Annotated in this window: 27 protein-coding genes, 1 tRNA gene and 1 pseudogene; 10 read left to right on the top strand and 19 right to left on the bottom strand. The window is 41.2% G+C overall.

What is annotated here, in order from left to right; translation table 11 throughout:
• Positions 1-87: 87 nt before the first annotated feature.
• Positions 88-987: a cation diffusion facilitator family transporter gene (locus R0K30_RS10295; protein WP_410610536.1), complete on the bottom strand. Its 900-nt coding sequence runs from the start codon at positions 985-987 to the stop codon at positions 88-90.
• 482 nt (positions 988-1,469) lie between these two features.
• Between R0K30_RS10295 and gabP the strand changes: the two genes are divergently transcribed.
• The 3 genes and pseudogenes from gabP to R0K30_RS10310 all read left to right on the top strand — a co-directional run bounded on the left by gabP (position 1,470) and on the right by R0K30_RS10310 (position 5,157).
• On the top strand, positions 1,470-2,858 hold the full coding sequence (gene gabP / locus R0K30_RS10300) for a GABA permease (protein WP_099727412.1): 1,389 nt from the start codon (positions 1,470-1,472) through the stop codon (positions 2,856-2,858).
• Positions 2,859-2,955: 97 nt separating this feature from the next.
• Positions 2,956-4,487, top strand: a pseudogene (locus tag R0K30_RS10305) (multicopper oxidase family protein).
• A 286-nt stretch (positions 4,488-4,773) separates the two neighbouring features.
• Positions 4,774-5,157 (top strand): carboxymuconolactone decarboxylase family protein, encoded by a 384-nt coding sequence (locus tag R0K30_RS10310; protein WP_099727414.1) that lies wholly within the window; start codon positions 4,774-4,776, stop codon positions 5,155-5,157.
• Positions 5,158-5,363: 206 nt separating this feature from the next.
• On the opposite strand, the gene R0K30_RS10315 is transcribed toward R0K30_RS10310, so the two are convergent.
• Both R0K30_RS10315 and R0K30_RS10320 read right to left on the bottom strand, forming a co-directional pair.
• Complete coding sequence (locus tag R0K30_RS10315) at positions 5,364-6,413, bottom strand: hypothetical protein (protein WP_256499345.1); 1,050 nt, start codon at positions 6,411-6,413, stop codon at positions 5,364-5,366.
• 73 nt (positions 6,414-6,486) lie between these two features.
• A complete protein-coding gene (locus R0K30_RS10320; protein ID WP_003213878.1) occupies positions 6,487-6,855 on the bottom strand; it encodes an RlpA-like double-psi beta-barrel domain-containing protein in 369 nt (122 codons plus the stop codon).
• A 209-nt stretch (positions 6,856-7,064) separates the two neighbouring features.
• On the opposite strand from R0K30_RS10320, the gene R0K30_RS10325 reads away from it, so the two are divergent.
• Both R0K30_RS10325 and R0K30_RS10330 read left to right on the top strand, forming a co-directional pair.
• On the top strand, positions 7,065-7,739 hold the full coding sequence (locus R0K30_RS10325) for a hypothetical protein (protein ID WP_410610540.1): 675 nt from the start codon (positions 7,065-7,067) through the stop codon (positions 7,737-7,739).
• Positions 7,740-7,863: 124 nt separating this feature from the next.
• Positions 7,864-8,331, top strand: coding sequence for a hypothetical protein (locus R0K30_RS10330; RefSeq protein WP_106048633.1), 468 nt, complete (start codon positions 7,864-7,866; stop codon positions 8,329-8,331).
• A gap of 62 nt (positions 8,332-8,393) precedes the next feature.
• Here the strand turns inward: R0K30_RS10330 and R0K30_RS10335 are convergent, their stop codons facing one another.
• The 6 genes from R0K30_RS10335 to groES form a co-directional block, all read right to left on the bottom strand.
• Positions 8,394-8,810, bottom strand: coding sequence for a hypothetical protein (locus R0K30_RS10335; RefSeq protein ID WP_410610542.1), 417 nt, complete (start codon positions 8,808-8,810; stop codon positions 8,394-8,396).
• Between the two features lie 267 nt (positions 8,811-9,077).
• On the bottom strand, positions 9,078-9,689 hold the full coding sequence (locus R0K30_RS10340; RefSeq protein WP_410610544.1) for an FMN-binding negative transcriptional regulator: 612 nt from the start codon (positions 9,687-9,689) through the stop codon (positions 9,078-9,080).
• A gap of 20 nt (positions 9,690-9,709) precedes the next feature.
• Entirely contained in the window at positions 9,710-10,228 is a 519-nt protein-coding gene (gene paiA / locus R0K30_RS10345; protein WP_099727421.1) for a spermidine/spermine N(1)-acetyltransferase, read from the bottom strand.
• A gap of 22 nt (positions 10,229-10,250) precedes the next feature.
• Complete coding sequence (locus R0K30_RS10350) at positions 10,251-10,703, bottom strand: MarR family winged helix-turn-helix transcriptional regulator (protein WP_099727422.1); 453 nt, start codon at positions 10,701-10,703, stop codon at positions 10,251-10,253.
• Between the two features lie 386 nt (positions 10,704-11,089).
• A complete protein-coding gene (gene groL / locus R0K30_RS10355) occupies positions 11,090-12,724 on the bottom strand; it encodes a chaperonin GroEL (RefSeq protein WP_034320371.1) in 1,635 nt (544 codons plus the stop codon).
• A 55-nt stretch (positions 12,725-12,779) separates the two neighbouring features.
• On the bottom strand, positions 12,780-13,064 hold the full coding sequence (groES, locus tag R0K30_RS10360; protein ID WP_003214120.1) for a co-chaperone GroES: 285 nt from the start codon (positions 13,062-13,064) through the stop codon (positions 12,780-12,782).
• A gap of 229 nt (positions 13,065-13,293) precedes the next feature.
• On the opposite strand from groES, the gene R0K30_RS10365 reads away from it, so the two are divergent.
• From R0K30_RS10365 to R0K30_RS10380, 4 genes are all read left to right on the top strand, one after another.
• Complete coding sequence (locus R0K30_RS10365; protein ID WP_099727423.1) at positions 13,294-14,028, top strand: CPBP family intramembrane glutamic endopeptidase; 735 nt, start codon at positions 13,294-13,296, stop codon at positions 14,026-14,028.
• The gene (locus R0K30_RS10370) at positions 14,025-14,219 is read left to right on the top strand and encodes a YdiK family protein (protein WP_034320377.1); all 195 of its coding nucleotides are present in this window, start codon (positions 14,025-14,027) and stop codon (positions 14,217-14,219) included. Before R0K30_RS10365 ends, R0K30_RS10370 begins: the two co-directional genes overlap by 4 nt.
• 144 nt (positions 14,220-14,363) lie before the next feature.
• Complete coding sequence (locus R0K30_RS10375; protein WP_410610548.1) at positions 14,364-14,657, top strand: NUDIX hydrolase; 294 nt, start codon at positions 14,364-14,366, stop codon at positions 14,655-14,657.
• Positions 14,654-14,935 (top strand): hypothetical protein, encoded by a 282-nt coding sequence (locus tag R0K30_RS10380; protein WP_410610550.1) that lies wholly within the window; start codon positions 14,654-14,656, stop codon positions 14,933-14,935. Before R0K30_RS10375 ends, R0K30_RS10380 begins: the two co-directional genes overlap by 4 nt.
• Here R0K30_RS10380 and tatC read toward each other — a convergent pair.
• From tatC to moaC, 4 genes are read right to left on the bottom strand one after another with little or no spacing between them, the layout of a single operon-like run.
• Positions 14,930-15,679, bottom strand: a complete 750-nt coding sequence (gene tatC / locus R0K30_RS10385) for a twin-arginine translocase subunit TatC (protein WP_370461141.1) — start codon at positions 15,677-15,679, stop codon at positions 14,930-14,932. The genes R0K30_RS10380 and tatC overlap by 6 nt on opposite strands.
• Before the next feature lie 15 nt (positions 15,680-15,694).
• Positions 15,695-15,874: a twin-arginine translocase TatA/TatE family subunit gene (locus R0K30_RS10390; protein WP_099727425.1), complete on the bottom strand. Its 180-nt coding sequence runs from the start codon at positions 15,872-15,874 to the stop codon at positions 15,695-15,697.
• Positions 15,875-15,901: 27 nt separating this feature from the next.
• Positions 15,902-16,555: a redox-sensing transcriptional repressor Rex gene (locus tag R0K30_RS10395; RefSeq protein WP_008355687.1), complete on the bottom strand. Its 654-nt coding sequence runs from the start codon at positions 16,553-16,555 to the stop codon at positions 15,902-15,904.
• Positions 16,556-16,570: 15 nt separating this feature from the next.
• Positions 16,571-17,062 (bottom strand): cyclic pyranopterin monophosphate synthase MoaC, encoded by a 492-nt coding sequence (gene moaC, locus R0K30_RS10400; protein WP_230031490.1) that lies wholly within the window; start codon positions 17,060-17,062, stop codon positions 16,571-16,573.
• A 138-nt stretch (positions 17,063-17,200) separates the two neighbouring features.
• On the opposite strand from moaC, the gene R0K30_RS10405 reads away from it, so the two are divergent.
• Positions 17,201-19,123 carry an ABC-F family ATP-binding cassette domain-containing protein gene (locus R0K30_RS10405; RefSeq protein ID WP_410610555.1) on the top strand — a complete coding sequence of 641 codons (1,923 nt, stop codon included), beginning with the start codon at positions 17,201-17,203 and terminating at the stop codon, positions 19,121-19,123.
• A 271-nt stretch (positions 19,124-19,394) separates the two neighbouring features.
• On the opposite strand, the gene tsaD is transcribed toward R0K30_RS10405, so the two are convergent.
• The 6 genes from tsaD to R0K30_RS10435 form a co-directional block, all read right to left on the bottom strand.
• A complete protein-coding gene (gene tsaD / locus R0K30_RS10410; protein WP_410610557.1) occupies positions 19,395-20,423 on the bottom strand; it encodes a tRNA (adenosine(37)-N6)-threonylcarbamoyltransferase complex transferase subunit TsaD in 1,029 nt (342 codons plus the stop codon).
• A complete protein-coding gene (gene rimI, locus R0K30_RS10415; protein WP_099727437.1) occupies positions 20,416-20,844 on the bottom strand; it encodes a ribosomal protein S18-alanine N-acetyltransferase in 429 nt (142 codons plus the stop codon). Before rimI ends, tsaD begins: the two co-directional genes overlap by 8 nt.
• A 25-nt stretch (positions 20,845-20,869) precedes the next feature.
• The gene (gene tsaB / locus R0K30_RS10420; protein WP_099727429.1) at positions 20,870-21,559 is read right to left on the bottom strand and encodes a tRNA (adenosine(37)-N6)-threonylcarbamoyltransferase complex dimerization subunit type 1 TsaB; all 690 of its coding nucleotides are present in this window, start codon (positions 21,557-21,559) and stop codon (positions 20,870-20,872) included.
• A complete protein-coding gene (gene tsaE, locus R0K30_RS10425) occupies positions 21,540-22,016 on the bottom strand; it encodes a tRNA (adenosine(37)-N6)-threonylcarbamoyltransferase complex ATPase subunit type 1 TsaE (RefSeq protein ID WP_099727430.1) in 477 nt (158 codons plus the stop codon). Before tsaE ends, tsaB begins: the two co-directional genes overlap by 20 nt.
• Before the next feature lie 13 nt (positions 22,017-22,029).
• Positions 22,030-23,007: a thiamine-phosphate kinase gene (gene thiL / locus R0K30_RS10430; protein WP_249705233.1), complete on the bottom strand. Its 978-nt coding sequence runs from the start codon at positions 23,005-23,007 to the stop codon at positions 22,030-22,032.
• A gap of 277 nt (positions 23,008-23,284) precedes the next feature.
• A tRNA-Asp gene (locus tag R0K30_RS10435) sits at positions 23,285-23,355 on the bottom strand.
• Position 23,356: the final 1 nt, after the last annotated feature.

Below are 23,356 nucleotides of genomic sequence, written 5' to 3' on the forward strand. Positions count from 1 at the left end.
TTCCGCAATTTTCATATAGTCTAACTTTACCATACAACGCGCGTTTGCATAAAACATCAGCACGTCAGAAAAAGAAAGGAAGCCTTCTCACGATGGAAAAGACTTCTTCTCTTCTTTAGGCGCACTTGCTGGCTCCATATGAACATGAGAATGTAAAATATCATGTTCTTTTTTCATTCTACGTTCGATTTCATCTGCAATATCATGGCTTTCTGCAATGTTCAAATGCGGCTCTACCTCAACGACTACATCCACATGGACCGTGCTTCCAAGATAACGGGCCTTAATATCTTTCAAATCGCCCACTCCTGGTGTCTCCTTAATGGTCTCTTTATATTTTGACATATCTTTTATATGAAAACCGTCAGTTAACGAATGAGAGGCATCTCTGAAAATCTCCCACGCCGTTTTACAAATAATTAAGCCAATAACAAACGCAGCAAGCGTATCAATCCATGCCAGCTGAAATTGGGAGGCGATGATCCCTATAAATGTCCCGATGCTCACGTACGCATCTGATTTATTATCAGCAGCTGCCGCATGAAGTGCCTGGCTATTGATTCGTTTGAACAAATTGCGGTTGTATATATACACACCGTACATCACAACAGCACTTCCTGCTGCCGTCCAAGCCGCAATCATATCAGGCGTTTGATGCTCAGATGAGAAAAGCGACTGGCCTGCACTCAGCAGAACCTGAAACCCAACAAGCATCATAATAAAGGAAGCGACAAGTGACGCAATATTTTCTGCTCTAAAATGACCATATGGATGATCTTCATCAGGCGGCTTCTGAGAAATACGCAGCCCAATCAATACAGCAAGAGATGCAATAATATCTGTCGTATTATTCAATCCATCTGCCGAAAGAGCTTCTGAATGAAACACATATCCAATGATGAGTTTCACCGCAGATAAGATCACATAGGCAATGATGCTGACCCAAGCACCTGTTTCACCTTGTCTTAATTCGTTATAGCGCTCCATGTCGAACAGAGCCTCCTCACACATCACTTTTCTATTATTTATCTTACAAAGCAAAGCCCGTGTGGGTCTACAGCAACATGATTCGCTTGCGTCAGCAAAATAGGGTACATAGAAATGTGTTGACCTAAGCAAACTTATTTTTATAAGGTCAATTGACCTCAAGACCTACTCCTATCAACCTTTTTCCAACACACTCCGACATTTGCATATAAGCATAATCACCCTTTCGATTAATTGTCGGAATATTTTTATTTCATGACACAACTTCCCCCTCTTCTCTCTTATACTATTTTTAAGAATGAGCAGAGGAAAAAGAGGGAACATAATCTCTCAAATCCTTTATACTTTTTAACATCATGTTAAGAGGTTTGAAATGTCAGTTTGATAACCTGTCCAATGCTGAATGACAATTCAGTATGATAAAATTTAAAATATTCTAAAAACAAATTCTCTATCGAAGAGAAGTGTTTGGAGGTAAAGAAATGTCCAACATGACAAACGGTCTTCAAAAAAACCTTAAGACAAGACATATTTCAATGATCTCCATTGCCGGGGTCATTGGGGCAGGGCTATTTGTTGGTAGCGGCGCTGTCATTCATTCTGCAGGGCCTGGATCCATTCTTTCCTATTCATTTGCCGGACTTCTGGTGATCTTTATTATGAGAATGCTTGGAGAAATGGCGTGTGCCTATCCGACAAGCGGTTCTTTCTCACAATATGCAAGCGACGCCATCGGCCCATGGGCTGGTTTTACAATCGGCTGGCTTTACTGGTTCTTCTGGGTAATCGTCATCGCCATCGAGGCCATTGCCGGTGCTGCCATTATTCAATATTGGTATGCAGATGCACCTGTTTGGCTCACAAGTCTTATCCTCACAATCCTCTTAACATTAACAAATATCTTTTCTGTTAAATCTTTTGGCGAATTTGAATATTGGTTTTCATTAATTAAAGTCGTCAGCATTATTCTATTTCTCCTCATTGGTTTTGCATTTATCTTTGGTTTTGGCGGTCATCATACTGCAGGTCTTGCGAATTTAACGGGGAACGGCGGTTTCCTTCCAAACGGATTCAGCTCTGTTTTACTCGGGATCGTCGTCGTCATCTTTTCCTTCATGGGAACCGAAATTGTGGCAATTGCGGCCGGCGAATCAGCAGACCCTGTCAAATCTGTTACAACAGCTACTCGTTCTGTTGTATGGCGTATTATCATCTTCTACGTCGGATCGATCGCTGTCGTTGTCACCTTGCTTCCATGGGATTCAGCGAGTATTTTAACAAGCCCGTTCGTTGCGGTATTAGAATACATCGGCGTCCCATCTGCCGCTCAGGTGATGAACGTCATTGTCTTAACAGCTGTTCTATCTTGTTTAAACTCCGGCTTGTACACAACGTCCAGAATGCTTTATTCATTAGCGGAAAGAGGCGAAGCGCCAAAACGCTTTATGAAAATCAGCAAGCGTGGTGTTCCTGTAGCGGCTACAGTCGCAGGGACCTTCTTTTCCTATATTGCCGTCATGATGAACTACTTTTATCCTGAAACCATCTTTTTGTTCCTTGTCAATGCATCAGGTGCTATCGCACTTCTTGTCTACTTGGTCATTGCCGTTTCGCAATTAAGAATGCGTCGTAAACTCGAAAAAGAAAATCCAGAACAACTCAAAATCAAAATGTGGCTGTTCCCATACCTCACGTACTTTACCATTTTGGTCATTTGTGCAATTTTGGCCTCTATGCTGTTTATCGAATCGATGAGACCACAGCTCATTTTGACGAGTATCATTACCTTTGGTGTGCTAGCCGCTTATTTTATCTTTAAACCGAATAAAAAAGTGCCTGCAAATGCGGCGCTTGAAAATAAACACCCTTAATTCTCCCGCTGAAAAGCGGGTTTTTTATTTTATTCACCTATTTTAATGTCCGCACTTATAATGTATCAAATTGGATTTGAAGTGAGGATTAGTGAACATGAACCTAGAAAAATTTATTGACGAGCTGCCCATTCCAGAAGTCGCGAAGCCCGTCAAAAAGAACCCAAGACAAACGTATTATGAAATCGCCATGGAGGAAGTGTTCTTAAAAGTTCATAGAGACCTGCCCCCAACTAAGCTATGGACCTATAATGGCAGTTTGCCTGGTCCAACCATTAAAGCAAATCGAAATGAAAAGGTTAAAGTAAAATGGATGAACAAATTGCCGCTTAAGCATTTTCTGCCGGTCGATCACACCATTCACGAAGGCCATCATGACGAACCAGAAGTCAAAACCGTCGTTCATTTACATGGCGGGGTCACACCAGCAAGCAGTGACGGTTATCCAGAGGCTTGGTTTTCACGAGACTTTGAAGCGACAGGCCCCTTCTTTGAACGGCAGATTTACGAATACCCAAATCATCAGCAAGCATGCACATTGTGGTATCACGATCATGCAATGGCATTAACACGATTAAATGTATACGCCGGCTTAGCTGGGTTTTACTTAATCTCAGATGCGTTTGAAAAGTCGTTAGAATTACCGAAAGATGAGTATGACATTCCTTTAATGATCATGGACCGTACGTTTCAGGAGGATGGCGCACTGTTTTATCCAAGCAGACCAAACAACACGCCGGAGGACAGTGACATTCCAGATCCCTCCATCGTCCCTTTTTTTGCGGGGAAACGATTTTGGTTAATGGAAAGGTATGGCCGTATTTAGAAGTAGAGCCACGAAAATACCGTTTTCGCATGTTAAATGCGTCCAATACAAGAACTTACGAGCTGCATTTAGACAACGATGCCACGATCTTGCAAATTGGATCTGATGGCGGCTTTTTGCCAAGACCTGTTCATCACAAGTCCTTTAGCATTGCACCTGCTGAACGTTTCGATGTCATTATCGACTTTTCAGCTTATGAAAACAAAACAATTATTCTAAAAAATAAAGCAGGATGTGGCCAAGAAGTGAATCCAGAAACAGATGCGAACATTATGCAGTTTAAAGTCACACGTCCGCTAAAAGGGAGAGCACCTAAATCATTACGTCCAATCTTCAAACCGCTGCCACCGCTTCGGCTAAGTCGAGCTGATAAAGAACGTACGCTCACACTTAGCGGCACGCAGGATAAATATGGCCGTCCTATTTTATTACTAGATAATCAATTTTGGAATGATCCCGTCACGGAAAATCCTCGACTTGGCAGTGTAGAGATTTGGTCCATCGTCAACCCAACAAGGGGTACGCACCCCATTCATTTACACCTTGTTCAATTCAGGGTGATAGACAGAAGACCATTTGATACAGAAATCTATCAGTCGACTGGAGAAATCGTGTATACAGGACCAAATGAAGCACCTCCTTTACATGAACAAGGCTACAAGGACACCATTCAGGCGCATGCCGGTGAAGTCATTCGAATCATCGCACGCTTTGTCCCATACAGCGGACGGTATGTGTGGCATTGTCATATTTTAGAGCACGAAGATTATGACATGATGCGGCCGATGGATATCATTCGGTAAAAATGAAACCATTCTTCCTTCACATGCTTAGAAATATGCATTAAGTAGATGATCGCGAAGGGCTAACGGACATTGTTACATTAGCCCTTTATTTCCTTTTCATTGATTCATTAGAAAATAGAACAATGTATCGCGTGAATTGGCATTTATTTGTACATGCAACACTTAAAAAGTTGACGCAGCAAGCCGATAGTACTACTATATACCCATTACATCTATCAAAAGGCACATAAGGAACATTGAACAAACAAATGGAAAATTGCGATAAAAAACGGAGGAGTTCAATTTGAATGAAGAAAAAGAGACTTGCCAGATCAAACAAGAAACAGCGGCAGGTAACATGGAGAAGCTTTCAATTCATGAAAATGAGAGCATTCGGTCAAACATTGAACAACTAACAATTGAACTCGGTGAACAAAAAGAATTCAATCACTTCATATTAGATGATAAACAGAAGGCAATCAGCACATTATCTGCCCTCATCACAAAAGGCAATTGTGATGAAGAACTAAAGGCTCATTTTGAACAAGCATTACATATCGGTCTCTCTGTCATAGAGATCATGGAGATTATTAAGCACTGTACAAAGGTTGCTGGATTTCCTCATTCCATTAATGCCCTGTTTATTTTTCAAAACTTACTAGACGAAAACACCAAACAAATAAGATAAAACGAGAAGCCATCTGTCCTCTCGTTTTTTTATTTCCATTCATTTTACTGTCTTTCTTCTCCTCTGTCACACCAGCAAAATACGAAAATGCCCCTCGTTTTTCTTTTTAAAAAACGACTTTCATTTCATGAATTCACATATTCTCCGGCATATCAAATGACAAAATAAAAAAACGTCCAGTTATATAAAATAACTGAACGCATCCTTCATCGATTAACAGTGAAATTGTTAATGATTCCGCCATCCTTCTCCCAAGCGGTTTCTACCGTTTTCTTCTTAATATCATATTCAAAAATGGTCCTTACCTTCGCCTTTCTTCCAGTGTCATCCTTTAATTCCTTAGCGTTCTTTGCAACACCTAAGAAATAAACAGATGTCCCATCCATAGAAAATTGCGGCTGTGCAGCACTTAAAATATGAACATCCTGGCTGTTTTTAACGAGTGTCGTCGTTTTCCCCGTTTCTACATCAAGCATCTTAATAGAGGATATTTCTTTTTCGTTTCGAACCTTCACCTCTGTATAAATCAATTTCTTGTGATCTGGTGAAAATGAAATATCATTGATCGTTTGTGAGATCCGTGCAATACGTTTTCCCTTCTCATCTGTTTGAAGGGTGATCTTCATGGTCGTTGGTTCAGGATCCGTCCCTTTTTCATTCGCTTCATCGGTCTTCTGATAATCTTCTTTTAATGAATAATGCTGGACAGCCAAAAGGTTTGAAGTCGGATCATAGGCAAAAGAACTCACCGTATCATCCTTGCTTTTTTCTGGATACAACATCTTCACCTTGTGTTTTTTCAAATCAAAAGAAGCGACATAAAATTGTTCCCCAGAATCCTTGTTATACCTTAGAAATAACTGCTTTCCATCACCAGACAGCCTCATACTGTCGATTGAATCGTCACTAGTAAACAGCGTTTTTTCTTGATCATTTTTCACATTCAATTCCCGAATACTCACTTTTTGCGTGTCTTCATCCGTATACGTGTAATATAAAAGTTGTTTCGTAGAATCATATGCAATCGAAGGATAGGCTGTCAGTTTTTCCGTATGGAGCGCCCGATCGTGCAGGTAATATGTATTGTTTAGCTGCCGATCTGTAAATGAAACAAGCAATTCGTCTTTTGCGTCTTGATTCGTTTTAACTTTCCCCACATGTTTCGCCTCTTGATCCGGCTTCATCATGAAGAAAATGACTGCCGCAATCACTGCGACTCCAATGACCGTGATGATCCACCATGTTGATTTTTTCATTGCCTTTCAGACCCTCTCTACAAGAAAAGAAGCCAGAAAATGAACTTTTCCCGCTTCTTTGCATGCCTATGTATTAATAAGTGTAATGCCCTTTTACGACACCTTTACTTGTTTTATACCCAAGTGCTTTGAATGCTTTCGGACTTACGTCTAATACAGCGTTTGGCATTCTACCAACATCATATTTATATACTGTAATCACTTTATGTGGTTTCGCTTTTGTTGTCACTCTTAGTTTTGTACCTTTTTTCGGTACGTCAAATCCCATTTTAGTTGCTGCATCCCAATGACCGAGTTTTTTTCCATCTGCGCCTTTTTTACCGACACCATTATACCAAGTAATATTGCCGCTTACTTTTTTTGCACTTGCTCCATGTGAGAAACTAAACGCTAAAAATAAACTAGCTACTGTTACGATTGTCGCGATAAGCTTTTTATTCATTAAAAAATCCTCCGTATTTGGTTTCTGCACTTATTATACATGAAGATGCACCCAGTTATTTTACAGTCACATTACAATTCGAATACAAGTTGACCACTTTATGACCGATTTCGTTCACAAAAAATACCAAAATCAGCCAGAACAATGTAAGCAGCCCCTCTCTTTCATTTTATATAATAAAAGTGAATCAAATTTAAGGAGGAATTTTTATGAAAAAGTGGTTCATCGCTTTGAGTGTGAGTTTGGCCTTCATTTTGATGCTTTTAGGTCTACCTGCCTCAGCAGCTGGTCCCCGTCACGGTGCGATTGTGACACAAACGGATGAAGCCAGATGGTCAGGTATCTCTGCTGATATTGTGCTTCCGAAAACAGCGACGATTAAAAATGGATATGCTGACTGGTATCTCGGTCTTGGCTCTGCCGTTGTAGAGAGCGGTATTTCAAAAACGTCTTCTGGCTATAAGGTTTTTCTTGGCAGCGGCTCACAAGGCGGCAGTCAATACTGGAACAGTGAATACGATAAGAGTATTAAGGATGGCGCACGTGTCAACTTAAAGCTCATCAACAATGGTGATGGCACGGTGTCACTATATGTCAATGGGAAATTGCGCTACAAGCAGCCTGTTTTCAAACCCAGCCGTCTGAAAAACCTTGATGTTGTCAAAATGGTACACGGCGTTCAGGATAATGGGGCAAACAGCTACTCACAAGCAAGCTTCTCGAATGTACAGCTTCGTGCAGATACATCAGGAAGCGTCTATAAAAAATGGGATGGAACCGTCAAATCCTCATTGTTGCGTAAAAATCTAGAATCAGGTGCGCCGTCTCCTAAATTCACGGTACATTCTTCTATTCCACTTAGTACAACCCTTTCAGCACAATAAGAAAAAAGCGCCCAGTTTTGGGTGCTTTTTATTGTTCACAGCTTATCAACACTTCTCTTTTAATCAAAACAAGGATTCATGGTAACATAAGCATATATACTTCGAAGAAAAAAGGAGAACGAACGTGAGAAAAAGTCTACTTGTTTTCATGAGTCTAGTTGCAAGTCTCTTCATTCTAGCAGCTTGCTCGAATACGACAAAAGAACAAAAAACAGAATCTAAGGCACTTCCTACAATTAATGAGCGCATTCAAAATGAAACGAAAGAGGTGATGGAGCAGTCTAAGCTCGTAAAAGACACAGCGATCACCGTTGATCAAAAGAAAAAAGTCATTTCTTTAAACGTGACAGCTTCCTCTGATACCAATAGTGATTATGCTGAAGTCATCGGTTTAAACTTTGCCAAGACGCTGGCCATTGGGGCATCAACTGAAAAAGAAAACAACCTGCACAAACCAGAAAATGATAGCCTTGGCGCCCTCTATTCCTTTTACGACCTGAACATCACCGTGAAACAAGAAAACGGCAAGGTGCTGGCAAAAGGAAAGAAAAAAACAAATGAAACAAAGATCACTTGGGAAAGAGCCCAATAATTCATGGTTTTTTACGTTAAAAAAAGCTTGTAGAGGACCTCTCTACAAGCCTTTTTTCATGTTTATTCAGTCAAATCGTCTCTCATCGCATCGACCAGTGTTTGGATATCCGAGTGAGCCCTTGATGCTAATCGTACCAACAAATCATCTATACACTCATACAAATGATGTTCCCTCACAATATACTCCTTATAAAATGGAATGATAAAGAAATAGAGCAAATCAGCAAATTCAAGTGCAACGTTATCTTCATCCTCATCTCCTAACGCCTGTCCAACACTTTCAATCAACCAATTCAAATCTGTTTTCTTTTCAATCGGAACATACATCAGTAAATGAATATCATCCGTATCCTTCGTTTGTAAAATGCGCTCAGCCGCTTCCTTTGACAGCGCCCCAATTTCTGTAGAAGATATATTCACAACCGCTAATTCATCCTCTGATCTTTCTTGATTCATTTGCAGCACGTTTTGGTCCATCTCGACTCACTCCCCGTTCTCAGATACTTTTATTATAAGGAATTGATCTGATTTTTTATGGAAATAGTGGATTTTTTTATGTAATTTTAAACAAAAAAGAGATTCAGCAATTGACGTTCAGCTTCAATTGGCATACCAAACATGCACAAGAATTTAGCTTTTTCATCCGCTATACGTAAGGAAAAGTGACAGGCTATAGATATGAGCCATGGCACCCTCAGATAGCTCGGAACAACAAAAGCACTCTTGCTCATAAGAGTGCTTTTCTCATACATCCTCTAATCTCTTTTTCATCGCATCAGCCAATTCCACTTCACCCTCTGCTTCCAGCTGTTCAATGATGTGAGCATAATCTCTTTCATGGCGATTCTGGCTAAGCTTAAAAGCAGCCTGAACTTCATCAATGATGATTTTGAAGCCCACAATCCCTTTCATTTGTTTCTCTAACAGTTCATTAGACAACGTATGCCATAACACTGGCTGTTCCCTATGGCTTTCGTAAGTCTCTAGCATCTTTGTTAATTCCTTTACCAGTTCCGCCTTTTCTAGCAGTTCAGCCTTTCCATATACATGCACAGCTTGATAATTCCACGTCGGCACGGCTTCTTTTTCATACCATGAAGATGATATGTAAGCATGTGGCCCTTGAAAAATCACGAGCACCTTCTCATTTTCTTCAAACGTTTTCCACTGAGGATTTCCAATCGCCATATGACCTGTGATCACATACGAATCCTGAATTTGATGAAAACTCACTGGAATATGTGTCGCAATAGGTTTTTCATCCGTTGTGGTCACAACTGTTGCAAATGAATGTGATTGAATAAATGCTTTTACTTCCTCCATATCTTTCACTTGAAAAAATGATGGAATATGCATATTCCCTTCCCCCTTTTTGATCAGTTCAGTGTTTTGGTCATAATAAAATCCATTTGCTCTTCGTCTCCCATAAGGAAAGCGTGCACCCCTGTTTGAACAAACCCAAGCTTTTGATAAAATGCGATGGCCGCTCTATTGTGCTCCCACACCCCAAGCCAAACATCACGTTTATCATATTTCTTTGCGATCTCAAAGGCTTGATTGATTAAAAATCGTCCTAATCCTTGCTTTTGAAACGACTGCTTGATATAAATTCTTTCAATCTCTAACGCTTTACTTCCCATCTCCTCTGACTGCGCCTCGTCCATATTGACCTTCAAATAACCAGCAACTTCACCACTCACTTGAACAAAATAGAACTGTGAAGATGGATGATGTAATTCTTTTAACAGCTGGTTCGGATGAAAGGCTTTCTTTACGTAAGCATCAATATGTTCAGCTTTGTTTTGATCCTGAAAGGTCTCTTTAAACGTGTCGATTCCGACTTTCTGCAGCTCTTCTATATGCTGTTCATTGCACAGAATAAAAGTGACGGTCATTGAAGTCATCACTCCTTATCATTTAGTAACATCTCTTATTTCCTTTTTTCACATAATCCCAATCTTTTTCGATATTTTTTCTCACCCTTAGAAGATACTCATAAATCTGTTCCGCTTCCTCTTCAGAAAACCCATCCAGCGCTACTTGATTCGAGTAATCATTTTCTCGTTTGATCATTGGATATACGGCTTTCCCTTTATCGGTTGGAAAAAGCTTTTTGATTTTTTTATTCACCGGGTCATCTTTCTTCTCAATAAAACCATGCAGCTCTAGTTTTTTGATGGCACGGGCAGCCGTTGTTCGATCCACCTTAATCATTTCCGCCAGCTTTTCCTGAATGATGCCAGGCTCCTCACAAATACGCACAAGATACAAATACTGCCCCTTCGTTAAATCGTACTCTTTAAATTCAATATTACTAATCGAATCAAGTGCCCGAGCAATGACGCCGATCTCCCGCAAAATCTCTTTCATATACCTCGACTCCTTTTGTTGCATTTGCAACAAACAACTACAGTTAGTATAATTGATCAATATTGTATTTGCAACAAAAAACCCACTCCCTATTTGGAAGTGGGTTCAACTCTTTCTTTATTTATCACGCTTCTTCGATCCAAACAATCCGAACACGACGGCCAGCGAAACAATGATAGCCACCCAAGTAGAAAAACCCATCTGATCACCGCTTTTCTTTTTAGAAATATCATTTTTTACATCAATTAAAAATAAATGTCTCTTATTTTAACGAATGAAAAACGGTGAAGGTTTCAATTCATCATCTCTAATACTTTTTATTGCACTTGACCAATTAAAAATAGACATAACAAAAACCCCTATATTTCAAGGGGTTTTCGAGGGTGTTACATCATTCCACCCATACCGCCCATGCCGCCCATATCCGGCATTCCGCCGCCTGAGCCGCCTTCTTCTGGTTTGTCAGCAACTACTGCTTCAGTTGTTAGAAGCATCGCTGCCACAGAAGCTGCGTTTTGAAGTGCAGAGCGAGTTACTTTTGTTGGGTCAACGATTCCTTTTTCGATCATGTTTACCCATTCATTTGTTGCTGCGTTGAAGCCTACGCCAATTTCTTCATTTTTCAAGCGCTCAACGATGACGGATCCTTCAAGACCTGCGTTGTGAGCGATTTGACGGATTGGCTCTTCAAGAGAACGTAGAACGATGTTCACACCTGTTTGAACGTCACCATCAGCTTCGATTGAAGCGACTTTTTTGTATACATTCACAAGTGCTGTACCACCACCAGATACGATACCTTCTTCAACTGCTGCACGAGTTGAGTTGAGTGCATCCTCGATGCGTAGCTTACGCTCTTTTAGCTCTGTTTCCGTTGCAGCACCAACTTTGATGACAGCGACGCCGCCAGCTAGTTTTGCAAGACGTTCTTGTAATTTTTCTTTATCGAATTCAGAAGTTGTTTCTTCAACTTGCGCACGGATTTGGTTTACACGAGCTGCGATTTGAGCAGAATCTCCTGAGCCTTCTACGATTGTTGTGTTTTCTTTTGTCACAACGACTTTAGACGCGCGGCCAAGCTGACCAATTTCAGTTGATTTCAGGTCAAGTCCTAGGTCTTCTGTGATTAATTCTCCGCCAGTTAGAACAGAGATGTCTTCAAGCATTGCTTTACGACGATCACCGAATCCAGGTGCTTTTACTGCCACTGCGTTGAATGTACCACGAAGTTTGTTCACAACAAGTGTTGCAAGTGCTTCGCCTTCTACATCTTCAGCAATGATCAATAATGGTTTTCCTTGTTGTACCACTTGCTCAAGTACAGGAAGGATTTCTTGAATGTTCGTGATCTTTTTGTCTGTGATTAAGATGTAAGGATTTTCAAGAACGGCTTCCATCTTATCAGAATCCGTCACCATGTATGGTGAAGCGTAACCGCGGTCAAATTGCATCCCTTCAACCACTTCAAGCTCAGTCGTGAATCCTTTTGATTCTTCGATTGTGATAACACCGTCGTTCCCAACGCGCTCCATAGCCTCAGCGATTAGGCTTCCTACTTCTTCATCTGCCGCAGAAATGGACGCAACTTGAGCAATTGACTCTTTGCCTTCGATTGGTTTAGAAATCTCGTGCAAGCCTTCAAGTGCTACTTTCACTGCTTCTTCGATCCCTTTACGAACGCCAACAGGGTTTGCACCAGCTGTTACGTTTTTAAGGCCTTCACGGATCATTGCTTGAGCTAGAACCGTTGCCGTTGTTGTACCGTCACCAGCTACATCGTTTGTTTTGCTTGCCACTTCAGCCACAAGTTTTGCACCCATGTTTTCAAATGCATCTTCTAATTCGATTTCTTTTGCAATCGTTACACCATCATTTGTGATAAGTGGAGAACCGAATTTTTTCTCAAGAACCACGTTACGTCCTTTAGGTCCTAAAGTTACTTTTACAGCATCTGCAAGTGCATCTACACCACGTAACATCGCACGGCGTGCTTCTTCACTGAACTTAATATCTTTTGCCATAATAACAAAACCTCCTCAGTCTTTTTAGAAATGTATCTCAATATTTTATATGTGATTAACCAATAACAGCTAAAATGTCGCTCTCACGAAGGATTAAATATTCTTTGCCTTCATATTTCACTTCAGTGCCTGCATATTTTGAGAAGATAATGCGGTCGCCTGTATTGACTTCTAACGCAACGCGCTCACCACTTTCAAGTACACGACCTGAACCTGCTGCAACAATTTTACCTTCTTGTGGTTTTTCTTTTGCAGAATCCGGTAAGACAATACCGCTAGCGGTTTTTTCCTCAGATTCAACGAGTTCAATGATTACGCGATCGCCTAATGGCTTTAACATAAGAAACAACCTCCTCAATTTTTATATGTAGTCTTTTTTAGCACTCATCACTATCGAGTGCTAACACATTTATTATAATAAAGAATGTCTTCTGCAATTTCAAGTAAAAACCTTTAAAAATTTTTGCGCTTTCACGATCTTTTTCCATCACTGATTTTTTCCTTTTCAACGAAAAAGAAGACTTGTGTTACAATAAATCTAGTTCTTTTAGTAAAGGGGTTTTCGTTACTTGAAAAAACAATATTGGTACATCATCTTAACTTATATATTGGTACAGGTTTCTGCTATTCCTTATGTGCTCATCATGAAATGGTTAGGATTCATTAAGACACCAATGACACAAGCGGAGCTCTCACAATTGTCGGGAACTTGGACAATCATCAGCTTCTGTATTGGATTGATCATTATTTTGCTCATCCTGCGGACAGTACCAAAAGCTTCACTACGAAATGAAGCACCGGTTTCAGCCGGGTCTGCCATCGCTTGGATCATTGGCGGTTTCTTTCTCTCCCTCTTTGCGCAATCGATTGCAGGAGTGATTGAGCAGTATGCATTTGGCATTGGCCGTGAGTCAGAAAATACACAAGCGATTTTATCTATTATGGATGCCGTTCCTTGGCTTGTGATCGTCATCGCCCTGATTGGACCTATCTTAGAGGAAATCATTTTCCGAAAAATCATTTTTGGGGTGATCTACGAAAAGACGAATTTTTTCATTGGGGCACTTGTTAGTTCAGTGGTTTTCGCCGCTGTACACACTGATTTTGCCCATATCTTGCTCTATACCGCGATGGGCTTTACCTTTGCCTTTTTATATGCGAAAACAAAACGAATCATTGTTCCAATCGGCGCTCATATGCTCATGAACTCGCTCGTCATTCTTGTGCAGATTGAGCCAGTGAAAAAAATGATTGAAGAACAATCTCAAACAATGCAAATGATTATTGGAGGCTTTTTCTCATGAGAAACCCTGTCGTATGGGGCATCATTTATTTTGCAGTAGGTGTGGCTTTCACCTATATGGCCATCCAAAACCCAGGTGACATGTGGTCATTTTACAGCATTTTGCTGATGGTGTTTGCGGCCTATAATATCAATATCGCGTTTAAAATGTTTGCCTTCTCTGTCAAACTAAAAAAACAACAGCAAAAATAAATCAAAAACCATTTTCCGCCGCTAGGAAAATGGTTTTTTTTATGGAGGTCGTGTCTTCATGGAACATGAAAAACTGAGAATCATGAACGAGCAGCATGAAACGATTGGAGTTGCCGCCCGTTCAGATGTCCATGCCCAAGGTCTTTGGCTTTCTGGCTTTTAAAAAAGGAATATAACACAGTCTATCTCTATTTTCAGCTAAGAAGTCCCGCAAAAAAGGATTTTCCTTCTCTCCTTGATATCACAGCAGCAGGCCACCTTCTTGCAGATGAACAGCCTTCTGATGGCATCAGAGAGGTCGAAGAAGAGCTTGGTCTCTCTATCCCTTTTGAAGACCTTACCTTTGCAGGTGTCATGCAGGATGAAATCCATATCCCTTCGTTCATCGACCGTGAGTTCTGCCACGTGTACCTTTATGAAATCAAGGGGAGTCTGTGAACGTTCAATTACAGAAAAAAGAAGTCGCTGGTCTTTACAGAACGAGATTCATCGATGCACAGCACCTTTTAACAGGTCAATGTGAAAGGATTCAGGTAGAGGGCTTTGAGATTGATGCAGCCGGAGAACGGCGTGAGGAAAGCAGAGAAGTAGATGTACACGACTTTGTCCCTCATGAGCCCGGTTATTATCAGCGCCTCTTTCACGCCATCAATCAATTTCGATCACAATATAAAAAGCATCGTGATCACCATTTGGATCACGATGCTTTTTTATGAGACATAATGACTTTCTTTCTCCTCTGTTTGCTGCATTTTGCGATAGGTCACTCTTGAAATGACAATACTCACTTCATACAAAACGAGCATTGGCAAGGTAACCATGAGGTGAGAAACAAGCTCTGGCGGTGTAATGAGTGCGGCAATGACAAGGAGGACAAAATAGGCATACTTCCGTATTTTTGATAAAAACATCGGTGTGATGATGCCAAGTCTTGTGAGAAACATCAACACAACGGGCATCTGAAACAAAAAGCCAAATGGAAGTGTTAACTGCATCAGAAATGTAAAATACTCATGAATCCCAATCACTTGCTCTACATTTAAATCATTCGACATCCGCATCAGAAAATCGACGACAAAGGGAAACAAAATAAAATAAGAGAAAGCCACACCGCTCAAAAATAAAAGCAGTGCAATCGGAATGTAAGCAAGTGTCACCTTTCTTTCTTTTTCATATAAACCAGGGCTCACAAACGCCCATAGCTGATATAAAATCACGGGACACGTCAAAACCAAAGCAATGACAAATGCGAACTGCATAAACACGTACAGTGGATCTGTGAGCTTAAATGCGTTTAATGTCAGTGTTGCCGCTTCATCGGTATTTTGCAAATACACAATGACCGGCTTAGCGAGAAAAAAACCTGCCGCCATAAAGGCAACAAAAAACATCGCAATGATCACTAAACGTTTTCGCAGTTCCACAATATGCTCCATAAGCGGCATATCTTTGACATTCATGAAGCTCATCCTATTCTACTGATCTTCTTTTTTCTTTTTTTCTTCCTGATCATCAGCTAAACCTTTTGTGGCATTTTTAAATTCACGTAATGTATCTCCTGCTGCTCTTCCTAATTGAGGAAGCTTTTTCGGCCCAAAAATAATGAGCGCAACAATCGCAATCAGAACCAAACTTCCAGGACCGATCGGACCCATTTGCTCCACCCCCTTTACCCCTTTTCATCAGTCCTCCTGCGTAACAGAGTAATGCTTTAAGAAATACACAAGAGACTGAAGTTCAACCGCCAAATCTATATGATGAATTCGAATGTGTTCCGGCACATTCAATCGAGCCGGCGTAAAGTTAAGGATTCCTTTGATGCCAAGGGCAATCAAACGATCTGTAATGGATTGAGCTGCTACGGCAGGTACTGTCAAAATCGCAACAGGAATATCTCCAACCTCTTGAACATGCTCTTCAAGCTTATCCAAATCATAGACAGGCACGCCGCCTATCTCACTTCCTATTTTACTCTCATTGACGTCAAAAGCCATTGAAATTTTTGTATTATTATTTTTTATGAAATTATAGTGTAAAAAAGCAGTCCCTAAATTCCCGACACCGATGAGCATAACATTGGTCATTTCATCTTGGTCAAGGGTCTTTCTGAAGAAGGTCAAGAGGTAATCGACATTATAGCCATACCCTTTCTTCCCTAGTGCACCAAAATACGAAAAATCTCGGCGAATGGTGGCAGAATCCACTTTGACTGCATCACTAAGCTCTGCCGATGACACCCTTTGTTTTCCTGATGCATGCAGATTTTTTAAAAAACGGTAGTAAAGCGGCAAACGTTTGGCTGTCGCTTGTGGAATTTTTGACTGGTCTATATTCATATAAGGTCCTCCAACTTAAATATCAGATGCTCTGTGAAAATCACCGTTTTTCCCGCCTGTCTTTTCAACTAGATAGGTAGGACCGATGATCATGCCTTTATCAATCGCTTTGCACATGTCGTAAACGGTCAGTGCACATACTGAAGCAGAAGTGAGCGCTTCCATCTCAACACCCGTACTTCCTTTTGTTTTGACCTGTACTTGTATGTTCAGAATGTGCGCATTTCCGTCATCCTCCCAATCAAAGGAGATATCCACGCCTTTTAGTACAAGCGGATGACACATTGGAATGATGTTGGACGTTTGCTTTGCTGCCATGATGCCAGCAACCTGTGCGACAGACAGCACATCCCCTTTTCCAATTTCACGTTGTTGTATTTTATGAAATACTTCTTTTATCATACGAACGCTTGAAGCAGCAACGGCGGTTCTCACTGTAGACGATTTGTTACTAATGTCGACCATCTTTGCTCTTCCTTGTTCGTTAAAGTGGCTAAATTGACTCATCTTTCAACGCTCCCTCACTCAAATCATACACTATTTTTTCCTATCTGTCTTTCATTTGACCATTGCGATTGTATGTAAGATTTGCCGGTTTACTGCTGATAAGCTACACTTAACATATTATAGCAGAGGTGAAGTTACATGATGATTCTACAAGTGAATCAGCTGTCCAAATCGTTTGGCGCTGATACCGTTTTAACGAATATAAAATTGGAAGTCAAAGCAAAGGATCGTATTGCCATTGTTGGTCGTAACGGCGCAGGCAAATCCACGCTTTTAAAAATTATTGCCGGTCAAATGTCTTACGAGCAAGGTGAGATCATCAAACCGAAAGACCTATCAATCGGCTATTTAGCACAGCACACCGATGTGACGTCTACACGTACGTTAAAAGACGAATTATTATCGGTTTTTGATCATTTAAAAGAAATGGAACAAGAGATGAGAACCATTGAGGAAAAAATGGCTTCTTCCACAGGTTCAGAGCTGGATTCCCTGATGAAAACCTATGACAGGCTGCAGCAGGAATTTAAGGATCAAGGCGGCTATCAATATGAAGCAGATGTCCGCTCCATTCTTCATGGGCTCGGATTTAGTCATTTTGAAGATGACTCAACCGTCCAATCCTTAAGCGGCGGTCAGAAAACCCGTCTAGCGCTTGGAAAGCTATTATTAATGAAACCAGAACTCTTAATTCTGGACGAGCCGACCAACCATTTAGATATTGATACCTTATCATGGCTTGAGCAGTATTTGCAAAATTATACAGGAGCTATTCTCATCGTTTCCCATGACCGCTATTTCTTAGACAAAGTCGTCAACCATGTCTATGAAGTCTCAAGAACAGCAATGAAAAAGTTTGCAGGGAACTATAGTAAGTATCTTGAGCTGAAAGCGGAGCAGCTAGAGCGTGATATGAAGCTCTATGAAAAGCAGCAAGAAGAAATCTCAAAGCTCCAGGATTTCGTGGATCGCAACCTAGCAAGAGCCTCTACCACAAAGCGGGCTCAGAGCAGACGGAAGCAGCTGGAACGAATGGATCGTTTAGATAAGCCATTAGGTGATGAAAAATCCGCAAGCTTTCATTTTGATATTACGAGACAAAGCGGCAATGATGTACTGAAGGTGCATGATCTCGATATTAGTTATGATGAAAAAACGCCGCTCCTATCCTCTCTTTCTTTTCATATCAAACGCGAGGATAGTGTGGCACTCATTGGTCCTAACGGAATTGGAAAATCAACACTTTTAAAAACCTTAACGAATGCATTAACACCTGTAAAAGGCGACATCAGCTTTGGGTCTCATGTCACCATCGGCTATTATGACCAAGAACAAGCCAAACTGACATCCTCCAAGAAAGTGCTAAATGAGCTTTGGGATGATTATCCTCATATGAATGAAAAAGAAATCCGGACATGTTTAGGCAACTTCCTTTTCTCCGGTGATGATGTCTTAAAGCCCGTTCATGCACTAAGTGGTGGAGAAAAAGCGCGTCTTGCGCTGGCGAAGCTGATGCTGGAAAAAGCCAATTTCCTCATTCTCGATGAACCGACTAACCACCTTGACTTAGATAGTAAGGAAATTTTAGAGAATGCGCTGATTGATTATCCAGGAACCATCTTATTTGTCTCTCATGACCGGTATTTTATCAACCGTCTGGCAACAAAAGTGTTCGAGCTGTCGCGAGCAGAAACAAAAGAATATCTTGGTGACTATGACTACTACCTTGAAAAGAAAAACGAACAATTAGAGCTTGAAGCGCTCAAAGATCACGAGCCGTCTAAAAAGCACGCAGAAAAACCAGTAGAAACAACCAAGCTTTCCTATGCTGAAGAAAAAGAACTGAAAAAGAAAGAAAGACAAAAACAGCGCAGAATCGAAGAAATTGAAGAGCGGATCGCCGTCATTGAAGAGAAGCTTGGTGAAAATGAACAGCTTTTATGTGATCCTGCTATTTTCCAAGATCACGAGAAGGTCCAAGCCATTCAAACAGAAAATGATGCGCTTAATCAAGAGCTCGAATCACTTTTTGCAGAGTGGGAAGACCTATCAGAATCTTAAAGGGTGCCCTAACGGGTGCTCTTTTTCTTTCAGTGATAATTTATTATCCACAATGATACCCACAATAACTTCTTGATTATTATTAAATACTTCGGACTTATCCACTTTATCCACAGAGTTTTAATCACATATCCACAGAAAAGATCCTATTTGTACACATTCTCTTCATTTTAAAACGAAATTTTCTAATAATTGTGGATATATCACGTTTACATGTGAATAAATCGCTTTCATTTCAAATGAAAAAACCCCTGTATATCCACAGGAGTCTTCATTCATATGAGACAAGCGGTAATCCAGGCTGACCGTTCATTGCCATATCGCCTCTTATTCCTTTTTCAAACGCAATGGTACCCGCAGCAGCAATCATGGCTGCATTATCTGTACAAAGAGACAATGGCGGTATGGTGACACTCACTTCAGGCAGCTTCGTAAATGCTGACGTTAAAGCTTCTCTCAATCCTTTATTGGCAGCGACTCCCCCAGCTAAAACAACCTGCTTCACACCATATGCCTCAGCCGCTTTTAATGTCTTTCCAACAAGCACCTCAATGACGCTTTCTTGAAAACTTGCCGCCAAATTCTCTGGAGCAATCGTTTCTCCCTTTTGGGATGCATTGTGTAATGTGTTGATCACAGCTGATTTTAAACCACTGAAACTAAAATGATAGGAGCCTTCTTCAAGCCATGCTCGAGGAAGCTTGACCATCGGCTCTCCTTCATGTGCTAATCGATCAATGTGAGGCCCGCCTGGATAAGGAAGACCCATCGTCCGAGCCACTTTGTCATACGCTTCTCCAGCCGCATCATCTAATGTTTCACCGATGACTTCAAAGGCCCCATGCTCCTTCATTAGAACAAGCTCAGTATGCCCGCCAGAGACGACAAGAGCTAAACAAGGAAACAGCAATTCACCAACGAGCTGATTCGCATAAATATGTCCAGCAATATGATGAACACCAACGAGAGGAATTTGATGAGCACAGCTCAGTGCCTTGGCTGCATTGACGCCGATCAGAAGTGCACCGACTAAGCCCGGTCCTTCTGTGACAGCAATGGCATCTAAATCCTTAAAGCTCATGTTGGCCTGTGCCATCACTTCTTCTAATACGATGGTCACTTGCTCCACGTGATGCCTTGATGCGATTTCTGGCACAACACCGCCAAATCGTTTATGACTTTCTATTTGTGAGGCAACAACATTCGCTACAATTTCTTTCCCATTTTTCACAATGGACGCAGCTGTTTCGTCACAGCTTGTTTCTATACCTAATATGAATCGATCTTTTTGTTCACTCATTTATATTCACCCACATGACTAATGCATCTTCCCCATTATCTGTATAATAGTTCTTTCGAATAGAAGCTGGTCGGAAACCAAGCTTTTCATAAAGGGATTGTGCTGGGGTATTCGATACCCGCACCTCTAATGAAAGATGATCTGTCTTTTTTTCTTTGCAAAATTCCATGACATATCGAAGCAATGCTTCCCCGTAGCCTTTTCCTCTATGCTCAGGGAGAATCGCAATATTCGTAATTTGTGCATCGTCCATGACAATCCAGACTCCGCAATACCCAACAGGCTGCTTATCTTCTTCAATGAGGAAATAATGGCTGTATTGGTTATGGAGAATCTCATAGACAAACGATTCTTTTTTCCATGGTGCTGTAAACGCATGCACTTCAATCGTATACACCTCTGGAATGTCCTCTACTGTCATTCTTCGAATCTCTGCTGTGTTGAGATTATTTTTGTCCTTCAAGCCATTTCACTTCCGCTTCTGCCAAACGAATATAGTTAGGGACAAGCTGATGGACATCTTCAACAGGGCGATCTGCTCCTAAAAACGCAAGCACTGAAGGTCTTGGATTATGAAATGCCCCCTCTGCCAAAACAGCAGTCTCTCCTAAAATGGAGCGAATGCTCTCTTGATGAAGATGCACATCATGTCCAAGAAATAAGACAGGCTTTCCTCCATGCTTCAGCTCATGAAGCCAATCCGTGAGCAAGATATTTTGGTCTGGTTTGACCTCTTTGATCTTTCCTTCTTCAAACGTATATAGCCCAGTATAAACTTGTCCTCTTCTCGCATCAAATAGTGGCGAGATCCATCCATCAAAATATTGACCATTTGCAGCGAGTGTTTCTAAACTCGAAACAGCAGATATCGGGATAGACAGCGTCCACGCAAGTGTTTTTGCAATGGTCACACCGATTCTGACGCCAGTGTAGGAACCAGGTCCTTTTGCTACAACGATTTTGCTTAGTTCGCTTGGCGCTACACCACATTCTTTCATCAGTGCTTCAACTGTCGGCATCGCTCGGACGGAATGGTTCTTTTTTAAGTACGTGATGCTCTCGCCAATCACTGCGAAATCTCTGACAAGAGCAATTCCTAGTGTATGGTTTGACGTATCAATCGCCAGTATGGTCAAATTCTTTCATCTCCTTACAAAGGGTCTCATAGCGCTCCCCTTTTGCATAAAACGTGAGATGACGTTCTTCTTCACGTTCTGTTCTCAGCATGTCAATTTTTAAATATGATGAAGGCAATTGCGGTTCAATAAGATGTGCCCATTCAACCAAGCATACACCTTCGCCCTCAAAATATTCTTCGAGTCCGATATCTTCTTCCGCATCTTCCATGCGGTACACATCCATATGATAAAGTGGCAGTCTGCCGTCAGTATATTCTTTAATAATAGTAAAGGTGGGGCTGTTGACGATACGGGTAATACCTAAGCCTTCTGCAAAACCTTTTGAAAAAGTGGTTTTGCCTGCGCCTAAATCCCCTTCTAATGTCAATACATCGCCTGGCATCACAAGTTTGGCCAAAGCAGCGGCAATTCGTTTCGTCTCATCCGCACCTTTTGTCGTCCATGTTAATTTCACAGTTGGTGTCACCTCATTTCTTAAAATGATTATATCCTTTTTTCATTAACGTTGTTGATTGATCATTGTCTTTTAAAATGACGCTGGCCGCTTGATCATCTTTGACTTGTCCAATGCTTGTGATCTGAATGTCTTCTCTTTTACATTGTGTTTCAAAGCTTTTCCAATCATACTCTGGAATCGTGCCAGTTAAAACAAAGTCCTCTCCCCCAAATAACACCCATTCAAGCCAGTCTTTGCGTAACAGCGGTAAATCTGGATGTTTTGGGAGCTTGTCAGCTTCAATCTCCATCGTCACATGGCTTGCTTCTGCTATCTCATTCAGCTCACTCGCTAATCCATCACTGACATCATTCAAGGTCACCCGCGGGAAGCTTGAGCAAATGTGTCCAGCAGCAATGTGAGGCTGAGGCATTTTGTGACGCTCAAGAAAAAAAGCAGAATTGATCGCCTTTGCAGAGTCTACCTCGTTCATTAAAAGTGATAATCCAGCAGCTGATGAACCGAGCTCACCTGTAACAAATACAATATCTCCTGCTTGAGCACTGTGGCGGTAACAAGCTTTTCCCTTTGGAACCTCACCAATGACCGTCACCGTAATGACAAAGTCACTGCGGATGGCTACCGTATCCCCACCGATCAAATCCATTTGATATGTGTCAGCCAAAGCTTTCATTCCCTCGTAAAGAGCAGTGACGATTGTCTCATCACCATGAGGCGGGATCGCAATCGATACAAGATAGTACTTTGGTGTTCCTCCCATTGCGGCGATATCACTGACATTGACTGCCAGCGCTTTAAAGCCAACCTCAAAGGGCGTGGAAAAATCAAAACGAAAATGAACATGCTCCACCATTGTATCAACACAAACGACCTCTTCACAATGTGAATGAGGTTGATAAACACTTGCATCATCACCGATCCCCATGACCAAGGAACATTGATGTGTTTCTTTTGGTGTAATCCGGCGAATAAGATCAAATTCATCCATAAAAAGACAGCCCCTTCATGCAATCAATTAATTGAGTAGACATGATGTCAGACACAGTTAGTATTAGTGTAGCGAATATGAGCCTCAGTTCCAACTAAAAATGATATAAAGAAAGCCTGGTATGAAAAAACCAGGCTGTGTTGAAGTCATCTATCTTTTCTTTTCACATATAGTGTAGCCAAATGCAAGCTGTTTCACCGCATCATGGTTACTTGTTGAAAGAAAAAGACATAAAAAAAAACGAAACTATACGTTTTCGTTTACAAGTCATAAAAAATGGCGGTCCGGACGGGACTCGAACCCGCGACCTCCTGCGTGACAGGCAGGCATTCTAACCAACTGAACTACC

The organism is Bacillus sp. SIMBA_154, from assembly GCF_046536015.1.
GTDB lineage: Bacteria > Bacillota > Bacilli > Bacillales > Bacillaceae > Bacillus > Bacillus pumilus_P.